Raw genomic sequence first — 12,520 nt, 5'->3', positions numbered from 1 at the left:
ACCAGTGAAGCTCGTGATGACCATGATGGTCCGCAACGAAGCGGACGTCATAGCGCCCGTGCTCGACCATCACCTCGCTCAGGGTGTCGACCTCGTGATCGTCACCGACAACGCTTCGACCGACGGCACCACCGAGATCCTCCGCGAGTACCAGTCTCGCGGGCTGGTGGACCTGCGCCACGACTCCGAGCATCGCAAGCAGCAGTCCGAGGTCGTGACCACGATGGCGCGCGACGCGTACACGGTCCACGGCGCCGACTGGGTCGTCAATGCGGATGCCGACGAGTTCTTCCTGCCGTGCGACCGCACCCTGACGCTCCGCGACGCGCTCGAACGGATACCGAAGGAGATCGCATCCTTCACCGCGTCGACGGTGAACCTCGTCGGCGAACCGGCGCTCGACGGAACCGGATTGCAGCGACTCGTGTACCGCGACCTGCGCCCGGCCGACGTGATCCGTGAGAAGGGGTTGCTCTCGCAGCCCATCCCGAACGCGATCCACGTCGGGCATCCCGACATCGTGGTCGGGCAGGGCAACCATCTGGTCGACCTGGCGTCGCTCGGATCCCCCGAACCCGGGCTCGAGATCGAGAACCTCCACCTCCCCTGGCGTTCGTGGGCACAGCTCCGCCGCAAGGTCGAGATGGCCGGCACGGGTTACGAGCTGAGTCCCGAGCGGATCCCCGGCCCCGACCACCACGGCATGCGCGACCGGGGCCGCCAGCACGAGGGGTCACTGTTCGCGTACTACCTCGTGCGTCATCCGCTGCCCGAGGAGCTCGACGAGGGGCTCACCCGAGGGTGGCTCGTCGAAGAGCGGGTACTCGCCGACAGACTCGACTCTCCGGTGCCCGACGTGTCGTTGCCGCCGGAGACCTTCGACGAGTGGCGCCGCGTTCGCCCGATCATCTCGCGAGCCGAGACACAGACTCTTCGAGCACGGCAGCTGGCCGCGGAGCTCGAGGTCGCGCAGAACGAGGGCGCCGCGGCACGAGCCCTGCTCGAAGAGACCGACGCAGCGCTCGCGGAGACCCGTCGGCGTCTCGACGAGGCCGAGGCCCGACTCCTCGCCGAGCGCACGGCTCATTTCCAGACCAGCGAGCACCGCGAGATCTCCGCCGCCGAGCTCGCCGCATTGCAGGCTCATCTCGGTCGGCTCATGAGACGGCCCGAGGTGCGGGTCACCGACGCCGCGCGCCGCCGACTCCGTCGGCTCCGCGGATGATCTCTCGCGCCAGGCCTTTGGACTGGCCAGGCGTGCCTAGATGCACGGTACGAGCTTCTCCACCGCGCCGCTGAGCGACACCGGTCCCCCGAGGAGCACCACGTCGGTCGCTCCGAGCGTGCGGATCTGCGCGAGCACCGGACCAGGGACGCAGGTCGTCGGGACGACGAACAACGGCGAGTCCGTCAATCCCGCGAGAACGCCTCCGGCGAGGGCATCGGGATAGTTGAGCCCCGTCGCGAGATACACGGTCGAACTCGTGGTGAAGGCTGCTTTGTTGATGTTCACGGATGCCGCGTAACGATCGGCCCCGGATTGGCGAACCGTCGTGTACCGGGCGGCCAGCGACGCCTCGATCCCGGTCGAAACGGAATTCGGGCCGCCGGCCACCGTCGCCGATCTGATCTTCAGGCGATCCAGGAGAGTCAACGTCGGCTGATCGGCACCGGCGGCACCGCCGTCCACCAGCACGACCGGAGCGTCCTGCGACCCCGCGGCCGCACTGGCCGACAGGGCGTCAGGGAAGTTCGCGCCGGTGGCCAGGTAGGCGGTCGCTGCTGAACTGAACGCGTAGTCGACGACGGTGCGCGACGCCTCGTACCGGTCAGCCCCCGAGAGGCGGATCGTGTCGGGGACGATGTCCCGCACGGCGGCCAGCACGTCTTCCGAGACCGATGCCGGCCCCCCGACGACGATCACCTGGCTCGGTCGCAGCCGCCGGAGTTCGGACGCGGTGACCGCCGGGAGGGCGTCGCGCGAGGTGAGCAGCAGCGGGCCGCCGAGCTTCACGGCCGCCGGGCCTGCACTCAGCGCATCCGGATAGTTCGCCCCCGTGGCGAGGAGCACCGTGGGAGCGGTCCCGGGGAAGGCCGCCTGAGCCACGGCCGCCGCGACCGCATACCGATCGGGTCCGGCGATGCGCTCCACGTTCGGCCGGGGCGCGAGTCGATACTCTCCGGCCACGACCGTCGATACCGAGGTTCCCCAGCTCGCCTGCACCGAGAAGTCGTGGCGCCCACTGGACAGGGAGGCCGGTACCGGAACCGCCCAGGCCCCCTCGGAATCGGGGGTGGCCGTGAACGTCGACACCCCGTCGATCTTGACCGTCATCCGGTGGCGAGGGCCCCCACCGGGCAGGACACCCCGGATGCTGTCGCCCACGAAGACCGGGGCTTTCACGACGGGGGCGTCGATCGCGACGATCGGCTCCCACCCGGGATTCGCTGTCGCCACACTCGCGCTGCCGTCGTCGGTGCGGAGCGAGAAGAAGGCGCTGATCTCGCCGTCCGTCGGGTTCACGCAATCTCCGTCGAACGAACCGGACGATCCGACTCCGAGCGCCGATGTGCCGACCACGGCCGCACTGCCGCTGTCACCCGCGAGCATGCACGCCGAGGTCAGGGTGAGGTTCACGATCACGGGTGCGCCGTCCCGGTTGTACACCTGCGACGGAACGTTGGTGGCCAGGATCTCCCCGCACGTCCAGCCGGTCTGCCGGCCCGATTTGCAGATCGGGGCACCGGCGACGCTCGTCACGGTGTCGCGGACGACGACGGGATCGCCGTCACCGAGCGCTCCCGCCGCGCCGCCCCACGTGGCCACCACGGGAAGCGGGTTCCAGGTGGCGGCGGTGGCGATCAATCCGGAATCCATGCCGCTGCCGAACCGGAACGCCGATTCCAGGGGACTACCGAGGACGGTGTTCCGGTAGGGGGTCGTGCCGGCGGAGGTCTGCCGCGCATCGAAGAAGACGCCGCCGTCAGTGCGATCCGGCGCGATGCAGTGGCCCGCCGTGAGCAGCTGCGACTGACGCGACGTGACGTCCACACCGTTGAACGCGGCGGAGCAGGCATACGTGACGCGCGTGCTGCCGGTGAACGTGGAGAAGGTGAACGGCTGGCCACCCTCCAAATCGGCCAGGGCCCGGAGCGGGAGATGGTCGTAGCCTGCGGCGTCCGCCGGATCGCCGACCTCGGCTCGCGCCCCGGCGGCCTGCACGCGAGCGGCATCGACGTCGTTCGACACCGTCACGACGAGTTCGGTGCCGTCGAGCCTCGACGCGGAGACGTTCATCCCCTCTGACGCGAGCGCGGCCAGCACGTCACTGGCGGCATCTGCGGCCGCCGACCGAGCGAGATACTCGGAGGGCTCTTCGCCCAGGTCGCGCTCGACAGCTGCTGCGAGAGCAGGCGGCAGTTCCGACGCCAGGGCGTCGAAAGACCCAGGCAGGATCGAGGGCATCACCGCGGCGCCGGCCGCGATCTCCGGCGCGGGCTGCGCGGCCTCAGCGGCCTGCGATGCCCCCGGTACCAGCAGAGCCGCCCCGAGCGCCAGAACCCCGGCCGCGGCGGCGCATCGTCGAGCGGTCAAGGTGAGAACGGAGGCGCGCATGTCCCAACGGTAGGGCGGCTCCGCCCTGTTGCTGCGGTACGACTCGCATCAGCTCCTGAGCCACCACCGCCGAAGCACCCGACCGCCCCGCGATCAGCCCGCTTCGCTCGCGATGAGCGTCTGCAGGTACGCGCCGTAGCCGCTCTTCACGAGGGGCTTGGCGAGCTTCGCGAGCTGCTCGGTGTCGATCCAGCCGGCGCGCCACGCGATCTCCTCGATGCAGCCGATCTTGAAGCCCTGACGGTCCTCGATCACCCGCACGTACTCCGAGGCCTGCATCATCGACTCGAAGGTTCCGGTGTCCAGCCACGCGGTGCCACGGTCGAGCACCTGCACCGTGAGGTCGCCGCGCTCGAGGTAGCGCTCGTTCACCGTCGAGATCTCCAGCTCGCCGCGCGCCGACGGTTCGATCGACTTCGCGATCTCCACCACCGAGTTGTCGTAGAAGTACAGCCCGGGAACGGCGTAGTTGCTCTTGGGCTCGGCCGGCTTCTCCTCGATCGAGAGCGCCGTGAAGTTCTCGTCGAACTCCACCACGCCGTAGGCCCGCGGCTCGGCCACGTGGTACGCGAAGATCCGGGCGCCCTCGAGCTCCTCGTTGTTGCGCAGCGACGAGCCGAGGCCCACACCGTGGAAGATGTTGTCGCCCAGCACCAGCGCGACGCTCTCGTCGCCGATGAACTCCTCGCCGATGATGAAGGCCTGCGCGAGGCCGTCGGGCGAGGGCTGCACGGCGTACTCCAGCCGGATGCCCAGCTCGCTGCCGTCGCCGAGCAGGGCCTTGAACTGCTCGTTGTACTCGGGGGTCGTGATGATCAGGATCTCGTTGATGCCGGCCATCATCAGCGTCGACAGGGGGTAGTACACCATCGGCTTGTCGTAGATCGGCATCAGCTGCTTCGAGATGCCCTTCGTGATCGGCCACAACCGCGTGCCCGAGCCTCCGGCCAGGATGATTCCGCGCATGCTCAGCGCCCCTTCTCGTTCAGCGACGCGTAGAACGCGCGCGCTTCATCCCACGTGGGCAGCAGGCCCTGCTCGGCCGCCTCGGCCAGCGTGGGCGCATCCGTGTCTTTGGGCGACAGCAGCGGCTCGCCCGCCTCGGGCGGGAAGACCAGGCCGATCTGCGCATCCAGCGGGTCGATGCCGTGCTCGCGGTCCGCGTTGAAGGTCGAGGTGACGAGGTAGCTCACCGTGGCGTCGTCGGTGAGCGCCACGAACGCGTGGCCGAGGCCCTCGCTGAGGTAGATGGCCCGGCGGTCCACGCCGTCCAGCAGCACCGAGTCCCACTGCCCGAAGGTGGGCGACCCCACGCGGATGTCGATCACGTAGTCGAGCACCGCCCCGTGCGTGCAGGTGACGTACTTCGCCTGGCTCGGCGGGATGTCGGCGAAGTGGATGCCGCGGACGACGCCCTTCTTCGACACCGACGTGTTCGCCTGCGCCAGGTCGAGCGAGTGGCCGATGGTCTCCTCGAGCTTGTCGAAGCGATACCACTCCAGGAACACGCCACGGTCGTCGCCGAACTGCTTCGGCGTGATCTCGTAGCTGTCGGGGATCGTCAATTCACGGATCTGCACCGTTCGAGTGTACCCGCACCCCCAGCGGCCCGTTTTCAAGTTTTGCTCAGTTCAGGGTCGCGGCCATAATGGCAGCATGACACTCAGAGGGCGAATCGAGACGCCGGTGAAGGCCCTGCTCCGGCGTCGTCTCCTGGCTGACCGGTTCGCGATGGAGCACTTCTCCTATTCCGAGGCCGGCTCCCGTGCGCCGCAGCCCGTGCTGATCTGCCTCTGGAACCGCCCGACCCGGCTCGCCGACGTCATCGCGATGCTCGACAGTCAGCTGGATGTGCCCGACGGTGTCGAGCTTCACATCTGGAACAACAACAAGCTCGACCACGACCACTACCGGGACGTGCTGCGTCGTGCCCGACCGACCGGGGCCCTCCGCTCCGCCTGGATCGCCCGCACGCCCTACAACCTGGGCTCCATCGGCCGGTTCTACCTGGCCAGGCGCATCGCCGCCGAACGCGGCTCCACCCCGGTGATCGTGATCGACGACGACGAGGTCTTCGACTCGAGCTTCGTCTCCGTCGCCCAGCAGCACTTCGACCCGAAGGCCATCACCGCCTGGTGGGCGTTCAGCGTCGGCGACGCCTACTTCGCCCGTGTTCCAGCCGAGCCTGGCGGACGCGTCGACCACATCGGCCCCGGTGGTTCGGTGATGGATGCGGCGATCTTCTCGGATCGCTCCTTCTTCACCGACATCCCGGACCGCTACCTCTATCTGGATGACCTGTGGCTCACCTGGTGGGCCCGGGACCGCGGCTACACTCTCGCGAAGCTGCCGGTCGAGATCTCGATGGTGATGGATGAGACGAACCAGTACCACGGCCTGCTCGACCTCAAAGAGGAGTTCTTCGACGTCCTCTACCCCGATCTGGCAGCCCAGCGCCGGGCGCGTGAGCAAGCGGCGGCGGAGTGAGAGCCACCGCGCCGTCCGAGATGCGGACGAGTTCATGGCCGACCCCAGGGGTGGATGGATGGGAGCAGGCCCCACCCATCCACCGGCTGCGGCGGTGAACCGCTAGCCTGCCGCGATTGCCCTATGGCCGGATGGCGTCTCGCGGGTCCACCCCGATGACACCTGGCCAGGAGGTTGGATCCACACCTGACCGACCGTGTCCAGAATCATCTGCATGCCGTTCGACCCGACCGCTATCTGAGCGGCTCCGCTTGCTCCCGTCTCTCCAGTCCATGCCGTGCTGGCGCTCACGGAGTTCCGGTGCCAGACCTTGCCCGTGCTATCCAGAGCCAGTTGGATTCCTCCGTTGGTCGCGATCTTCACGATGCCGCCTGGCTGGCTCGTCTCGCGAGTCCAGTTCAGGGGCGCGGCATCCTTCGTTTTCGCCCACACCGCACTGACGGTGTCGATGATCATCATCGTGCCGTCCGAACCGATGGCGATGTCCTTCGCGCTGTTGGCGTTGGCCTGCAGCGTCCACGTCTGGTTCGTGCTGACGGTCGTCCTGGTGAAGACCTTGCCGGTGCTGTCAAGCGCCATCTGAATCCCTCCGTTCGCCGCGATCTTGACGATGCCACCGGGCTGCGGGGTCTCCATGCTCCACGATCCCGGAGACGTGTCTTTCGTCTTCGCCCAGACAGCGCCGACGTTGTCGAGCAGCATCTGCGTGCCGTCGGAACCGACAGCGATGTCTTTGGCTCCGTTGGCGCCCGTCTGGGCAGTCCAGCCCGTGTCAGAGCTGACGGCGGATCGTTGCCAGACCTTTCCGGTGCTGTCGAGGGCCAGCTGGATACCACCGCCTGCCGCGATCTTCACGATGCCGCCGGTCACCCCTGTCTCGCGGCTCCAGCTGGTCGAATAGTCTCCAGGGCCTTTCGCCCACACGGCCGAGTTCCCGTCGATGATCATCTGCATCCCACTCAACGGGATGGCCGGCGGTGTCGGATTGCTCGGGGTTCCCGCGCCCAGTGTCAGACCGGAACTCGCTGCACGCAGGTCGATGTGCTGGTGGGTGCAATCATCGAAGAACCCGATGACGAGGTTGTTCCATCGTGAATCGTTGGTCCGACCGCATTGACCCTGCAGGGCGTTCGTCTGGGGCGGCATGAACGTATTGAGAAAGGCGAGATAGGGCTCGGTCTCCGAACCTCCGTCTACCTGGACTCGCGAACCTCCACCAGTCGAACTACCGATGCTGTAGAGGTCGACGGCACGTGCCGTAGCTTCACAATGCAAGGACGACGAATTCGCGCAACTCACGTCCGACGAGATGAATGCGCACCCGCGGTTCAACTCGGAGACGCGAAGGTACCCGTAGTTCTTGACCATGATGACGAGCATCTGAAGCAACCGACCGTCGATGCCGCACCCGGCCCGGCTCTCACCCCGGGCGATGGGGGCGATCTCCTGGTCGAGGATGTCGTTCCTCACCGTGTTCGATGTGGCCTCGAACTGGCCGGCCGCACCGAACTGCACCAGCTGAGCAGCGAGTACTTGCGGGTTCGCGGAGATGTCGTTGCAGGACGTTCCGCACTGTTCGATGTAGACCGCTTGCGCACTCTGGGCGTCCACAAGAGTCGGGCTGAGGAGGATGCCCATGCATGCCAGACACGCCACCATGGCGGCGAACAGCCTGCCCGCAGACCCGCGCCTTCGATTCTTCCGCGTGCGCTCGTCGTTTTCTGTGTTCACCGTTCCCCATTTCACCTGTGAACTTCGTGCGAAATCCAAGCGATAGACTAATCCACAGTTATCGAACTGATGACCACGAGGAAATCCCGCTCCACACGACGAAAGGCCGGCATGAATCGCTGGTTGCCCTCCCTCGCCGCGGGCTCCGTCATCGCCCTCACGCTGACGGCCTGCGTCGCCACCGCAGAATCGGGCCCGACGGGTACGGCGGCTTCACCGGCATCGTCCACTCCGTCGCCGACGCCCAGCGGAACCTCACAGGCCGTCGAGGCGTCTCCGTCGGTTCCGACATCGACACCGAGCGCGCAGTCGGCCCCCGGCGAAGCCGAGACGACCGACGGTCCGCCCACCGTTGCGGAGCCGTCGGTGGCTCCGACGCGTGCCGCCAGCACCATCGGCGACCCCGCCGGCGCGTATCAGACCTGTTTCGACACGGCGCCGAAAGACCAGTTGGGCATGCCGGCGTCCCTTGAGCCTTTTGATCCCGCTTTCGTCTTCCTGGCAGCGAATGGCGTGGACACGGCGATCAACACCCACATCCAGCTCGGGGGCGGCGACACCACCGAGGTGATCGCGCTGTGCTACGCAACGGGCGACCCGGGCAGCCCGACCATCACGTTCGCGAAGTTCGCGTACTGACGGTCGTCCTCGCGAACCCAGCGCCCACCGGCTCGAAGGCGCGCACGCCCTGCACCACGCGCTCGACCTGCGCATCCGTCAGCCCCGCCCAGAGCGGCAGCCGAACCAGCCGCGACGAGAACGCCGCCGTGCGGTCGAGTTCCCGCGACGTCGACGTGCGCCCGAAGCGCCGACCGGCCGGCGAGGAGTCAAGCGGCACGTAGTGGAATGCGGCGCGAACGCCGAGACCGCGCAGGTGGTCGATGAGTCCCTGCCGGCTCTCGTGGTCGGGCATCACGAGGTAGAAGAGGTGGGCGCTGTGCTCGAGCCCGGCGGTGTCGGAGACGAGGCCGATGCCGCGCGGTGCCGCCCAGTCGGCGAGGCCGGCGGCATAGGCGTTCCACACCCGCAGCCGGCGCTTCTGGATCTCGCCGAACGCGGCCAGCTGGGCATCGAGCACCGCGGCGTTGAGTTCGCTCGGCAGGTAGCTCGACCCCTCGTCCTGCCAGGTGTACTTGTCGACCTGGCCGCGCAGGAAGCGCGCGCGGTTGGTGCCCTTCTCACGGACGATCTCTGCACGCTCCCAGAGCGCCGGGTCGTTCACCAGCAACGCCCCGCCCTCGCCGCAGTGCACGTTCTTGGTGTCGTGGAAGCTCTGGGTGCCGAGCACGCCGGCGGTACCGAGCCGGTGCCCGCCCGCCGTGCCCCCGAAGCCGTGGGCGTTGTCCTCCACCAGTGCCACGCCGCTCGAGGCGGTCACCGACAGCAGCGCGTCGAGGTCGACTGCCGCACCGCCGTAGTGCATGGCGATCACAGCCTTCGTGCGCGGGGTGAGTGCCTCGGCCACCTGCTGGACGTCGAGGTTGCCGCTCGCGCCCTCGATGTCGACGAACACGGGGGTCGCCCCGCGCGCCACCACCGCGGTGGCCGCCGAGGTGAACGTGAAGCTCGGCAGCACCACCTCGTCGCCCGGCCGCACCTCCAGCAGCAGCATCGCCATCTCCAGCGCGTGCGTGCACGAGGTGGTGAGCAGGGCGTCGGATGCGCCGGTCAGCTCCTTCAACCGGCCGGTGGCGCGCTCGGTGAAGGCGCCGTCGCCGTGCGAGTGGTCGGAGGCGAGCACCGCCTCGAGGTTGGCGAGCTCACCCGGCGCCCGGAACGGGCGGCTGAAGACGATCTCATCGAACATCGGGACCCGCCCCTCCGGCATCGGCGCGCTCGTCCTCATCGGGCATGATCGTCTCCGGGTTGTCGACCGTCAGGTACAGCGGGCGCCCCATCGAGACGTTCAGCGAGACGCCGATGTACTCGGCGATCACCCCGAGCGACACCAGAACGGCTCCCGAACAGAGCAGGATGACGACCATCAGCGACGCCCAGCCCGCCGTCTCGGGGTCTTGGCCGATCACCGGCGAGATGATGATGTAGAGCGCGATCACGAGGCCGATCGCGGCGATCACGCCGCCCAGCACACTCACCAGACGCAGGCCCGTGGTGCCGCTGGTGAGCACCATGCGCCAGAAGTAGGCGAACAGCGCCGGCAGCGAGTAGCCGGACACCCGGCCGTCGGTCGAGCGCAGCACCGTGGGGCTGGTGGCCACCCGGTTCGTCACCCAGCTCAGCGCCACGTCGAGGTACACCCCGGTCGCGGCGAACGAGGCGAGCTTGCGGCCCATGTCGCCGCGCACGAGACGGTAGCTCTGGAACTGGGTGGCGTCGGGCAGACCGAACGTGGTGCCGAGCATCCGCTTCGACGACTTCGAGGCCGCCGCACGGAAGAAGCCGTGCGGGCGCTCGTTCGTGAACCGCGCGTAGACCACGCCGGCCCGCTCGCGGATGGCGGTGTCGAGGAACGAGCCGAGGTCGGCCGGGTCGTGCTGCCCGTCCTCGTCCATCGTCACGATCCAGCGGCCCTTCGAGGCCGCCATGCCCGCGATGGTGGCGGCGTGCTGGCCGAAGTTGCGGCTGAGCCAGATGATGCTCACGAACGGGTGGGCCTCGGCGAGCGCGCGCATCACCGTGTCGGACTGGTCGGGCCCGTTGTCGTGCACGAGGATGACCTCGCTCACGCGGTACGCCACCCCGTCGGGGCTGATGGCGCCGTGGGTGTACGGCACGAGCTCGCCCACCATGGCGGCGAGGGTGCGCTCGCCCTGGTACACGGGCACCACGACCGACATCGTGTACACCGGCGACGGCGTCGGGCTCGATGGTTCGACGGGGTTCATGACCGAGGGATCTCCAGGAAGGTGAATCGACCGTCGGGTGAGTCGAATGCGGTGACCGGCACCCCGATGGCCGAACGCAGTTGCTCGACGACCGTGGCGCCTTGGTCAGTGTAGGCCGCCCGGTCGAGCACGAAGGCGCACGCGCCGATCGACTCCACGGCTTGCAGCATTTCGGGAGCCGGCAGCGAGGCGTAGGCGCCCACCTCGTCGATCGGGGCGCGGCCCTTGATACCGCCGGCCGACCAGCGCAGGTCCTCCGAGTGCAGGAACGGCCGCAGCTCCTCGCTGTCGGTGACGCCGTTCACCGGCGGCGACTCCGGGAAGGCGATGTAGGGCAGCTGGTAGATCAGGCAGTCCGGCTGCACGGTCGCCTCGACCTGCTCGGTGAAGGTCTCGTCGGAGTCGAACTCGGCGACGGTGGCGGCGCGGGCGGCCGGATCGACGGGCGGGATCTGATCCCAGACACCGAGGAGCACCAGAACCAGCGCGAGCGGCACGGTCACGAGCCACCGCCGCGCGGAGGCGTCACGCCGGCGCGCCGCCACCCGGGCGGTGATCCGCATGGCCACGCGTTCCAGCAGCAGGCCGACGGCCGCGAGCGCGAGCATGGCGATCAGGATGGCGATGCGGTTCCACGACCGGATGGGGAAGTCGACGAACGAGAGCAGCGTCGACAGCCCGCCCACGGTTCCGAACAGGAACGCCACGAGCGTGAGCCCGGAGAGGATCGACAGGGTGCGGGTGGTGCGGCGCGGCTGCGCCCATCCCGATCGGCCGGCGGTGAGCAGCAGGTGCAGGCCCACCACCACGAGGGCCACGAACCCGGCCGCGGCGATCAGCCCCAGCGCGGGCTCCTCGGAGGGCAGCGGGTAGTGGGCGTCGTAGAGCTGCCGCAACGTCGCGAACGGCCCGAACCGGTGCCCGGGCACCGGCAGCAGCAGCGACGAGAGCTTGAACGAGTACAGCTCCGCCTCGGGCGGGCTGCGCACCAGCACGGCCTCGTTCACCCCGTTGGCCAGCCGGTACAGGATGCTCGGGGTCAGGTTCACGAGCATCGTCACCGCGATCAGCACACCGGCTGCAGCCGCCCCGAAGAACCTCCGCCAGGCCCGGGTCTGCCAGAGCTTCGACAGTCCCGCCACCGCGAGCACCAGGGCCACGAACACCGAGTAGTAGCTCGACGCCGTTCCGAGCAGGGCCACTGTGCCGATCGTGGCGGCGTTGCGTGCCGTCACCGGGCGCAGCCACCGCGGCTCGGGCCGCCCGTCGGGGCGGTGGACCGGGCGCAGCCCCCAGAGCGGGCGCCCGGTGGCGACCAGGAAGAGCAGCCCCAGCGCCAGCGGCACCACGAAGTAGGCGGCCAGGAAGAGGTGCCCCTCGCCCTTGATGAAGTGGTACGGCGCGATGGAGTACACGACGCCCAGCGCCACCCCGAGCACGCGGCCCACGCCCACCAGTCGCAGGAACCACAGGCCCGTGATCGCCGCGAGCGGGAAGCCGATCACGAAGTACACGTTCATCGCCACGCCGAAGTCCGACGTGAACAGCCGCAGCACGTCGGCGGCGAGGAAGTGCAGGTTGTCGGCCTGCGGGTAGTCGCTGTAGAACTGCCCGTAGGGCGCCCCGAGGTCGGGCTGGTGGGTGAACCAGCCGGTCTCGATGATGGTCTTGAAGTGCGACGCCACCGCCAGCGCGTCGCCGGAGTAGTAGAAGGGCACCTTCCAGTCCACGGCCCAGAGGTTCAGGCCGAACCAGAGCGCCGCGAGCGAGATCAGCGCAGCGACCGCGTACGGCAGCCAGCGGGCCGCGGCGAGGCGGGTGGTGAAGGCGGTCATCCGTC

General features: G+C 68.6%; 10 protein-coding genes. 3 read left to right on the top strand and 7 right to left on the bottom strand.

The genetic code is table 11. The features are described from left to right. Positions 1-16: 16 nt before the first annotated feature. Entirely contained in the window at positions 17-1,225 is a 1,209-nt protein-coding gene (locus tag ACEXOR_RS16515) for a glycosyltransferase family 2 protein (RefSeq protein WP_374850829.1), read from the top strand. A 36-nt stretch (positions 1,226-1,261) separates the two neighbouring features. On the opposite strand, the gene ACEXOR_RS16510 is transcribed toward ACEXOR_RS16515, so the two are convergent. The 3 genes from ACEXOR_RS16510 to ACEXOR_RS16500 all read right to left on the bottom strand — a co-directional run bounded on the left by ACEXOR_RS16510 (position 1,262) and on the right by ACEXOR_RS16500 (position 5,196). After that, entirely contained in the window at positions 1,262-3,616 is a 2,355-nt protein-coding gene (locus ACEXOR_RS16510) for a cell wall-binding repeat-containing protein (protein WP_374850828.1), read from the bottom strand. Between the two features lie 93 nt (positions 3,617-3,709). Continuing rightward, positions 3,710-4,582, bottom strand: a complete 873-nt coding sequence (rfbA, locus tag ACEXOR_RS16505) for a glucose-1-phosphate thymidylyltransferase RfbA (RefSeq protein ID WP_374850827.1) — start codon at positions 4,580-4,582, stop codon at positions 3,710-3,712. A gap of 2 nt (positions 4,583-4,584) precedes the next feature. Beyond that, a complete protein-coding gene (locus ACEXOR_RS16500; protein ID WP_374850826.1) occupies positions 4,585-5,196 on the bottom strand; it encodes a dTDP-4-dehydrorhamnose 3,5-epimerase family protein in 612 nt (203 codons plus the stop codon). Positions 5,197-5,272: 76 nt separating this feature from the next. On the opposite strand from ACEXOR_RS16500, the gene ACEXOR_RS16495 reads away from it, so the two are divergent. Next, complete coding sequence (locus ACEXOR_RS16495) at positions 5,273-6,103, top strand: hypothetical protein (protein WP_374850825.1); 831 nt, start codon at positions 5,273-5,275, stop codon at positions 6,101-6,103. A gap of 102 nt (positions 6,104-6,205) precedes the next feature. On the opposite strand, the gene ACEXOR_RS16490 is transcribed toward ACEXOR_RS16495, so the two are convergent. Then, positions 6,206-7,741, bottom strand: a complete 1,536-nt coding sequence (locus ACEXOR_RS16490) for an RCC1 domain-containing protein (RefSeq protein ID WP_374850824.1) — start codon at positions 7,739-7,741, stop codon at positions 6,206-6,208. Positions 7,742-8,200: 459 nt separating this feature from the next. On the opposite strand from ACEXOR_RS16490, the gene ACEXOR_RS16485 reads away from it, so the two are divergent. Beyond that, positions 8,201-8,473: a hypothetical protein gene (locus ACEXOR_RS16485; RefSeq protein WP_374850823.1), complete on the top strand. Its 273-nt coding sequence runs from the start codon at positions 8,201-8,203 to the stop codon at positions 8,471-8,473. On the opposite strand, the gene rffA is transcribed toward ACEXOR_RS16485, so the two are convergent. The 3 genes from rffA to ACEXOR_RS16470 are packed head-to-tail and all read right to left on the bottom strand — an operon-like array spanning position 8,448 to position 12,515. Next, the gene (rffA, locus tag ACEXOR_RS16480) at positions 8,448-9,641 is read right to left on the bottom strand and encodes a dTDP-4-amino-4,6-dideoxygalactose transaminase (RefSeq protein ID WP_374850822.1); all 1,194 of its coding nucleotides are present in this window, start codon (positions 9,639-9,641) and stop codon (positions 8,448-8,450) included. The genes ACEXOR_RS16485 and rffA overlap by 26 nt on opposite strands. Further along, on the bottom strand, positions 9,631-10,680 hold the full coding sequence (locus tag ACEXOR_RS16475) for a glycosyltransferase (RefSeq protein WP_374850821.1): 1,050 nt from the start codon (positions 10,678-10,680) through the stop codon (positions 9,631-9,633). The genes rffA and ACEXOR_RS16475 overlap by 11 nt, the downstream gene beginning before the upstream one ends. After that, positions 10,677-12,515: a hypothetical protein gene (locus ACEXOR_RS16470; protein ID WP_374850820.1), complete on the bottom strand. Its 1,839-nt coding sequence runs from the start codon at positions 12,513-12,515 to the stop codon at positions 10,677-10,679. Before ACEXOR_RS16470 ends, ACEXOR_RS16475 begins: the two co-directional genes overlap by 4 nt. Positions 12,516-12,520: the final 5 nt, after the last annotated feature.

The organism is Herbiconiux liangxiaofengii, assembly GCF_041927335.1.
In the GTDB taxonomy this organism is placed as follows: domain Bacteria; phylum Actinomycetota; class Actinomycetes; order Actinomycetales; family Microbacteriaceae; genus Herbiconiux; species Herbiconiux liangxiaofengii.
Note: the sequence above shows the minus strand (reverse complement) of the source record. Positions and strands in the feature narration are given on the sequence as shown.

Coding starts and splice junctions, on each gene's coding strand:
- ACEXOR_RS16470 (WP_374850820.1), bottom strand. CDS start 12,515: ATGACCGCCTTCACCACCCGCCTCGCCGCGGCCCGCTGGCTGCCGTAC.
- ACEXOR_RS16515 (WP_374850829.1), top strand. CDS start 17: ATGACCATGATGGTCCGCAACGAAGCGGACGTCATAGCGCCCGTGCTC.
- rfbA (WP_374850827.1), bottom strand. CDS start 4,582: ATGCGCGGAATCATCCTGGCCGGAGGCTCGGGCACGCGGTTGTGGCCG.
- rffA (WP_374850822.1), bottom strand. CDS start 9,641: ATGTTCGATGAGATCGTCTTCAGCCGCCCGTTCCGGGCGCCGGGTGAG.
- ACEXOR_RS16510 (WP_374850828.1), bottom strand. CDS start 3,616: ATGCGCGCCTCCGTTCTCACCTTGACCGCTCGACGATGCGCCGCCGCG.
- ACEXOR_RS16475 (WP_374850821.1), bottom strand. CDS start 10,680: ATGAACCCCGTCGAACCATCGAGCCCGACGCCGTCGCCGGTGTACACG.
- ACEXOR_RS16490 (WP_374850824.1), bottom strand. CDS start 7,741: ATGGGCATCCTCCTCAGCCCGACTCTTGTGGACGCCCAGAGTGCGCAA.
- ACEXOR_RS16495 (WP_374850825.1), top strand. CDS start 5,273: ATGACACTCAGAGGGCGAATCGAGACGCCGGTGAAGGCCCTGCTCCGG.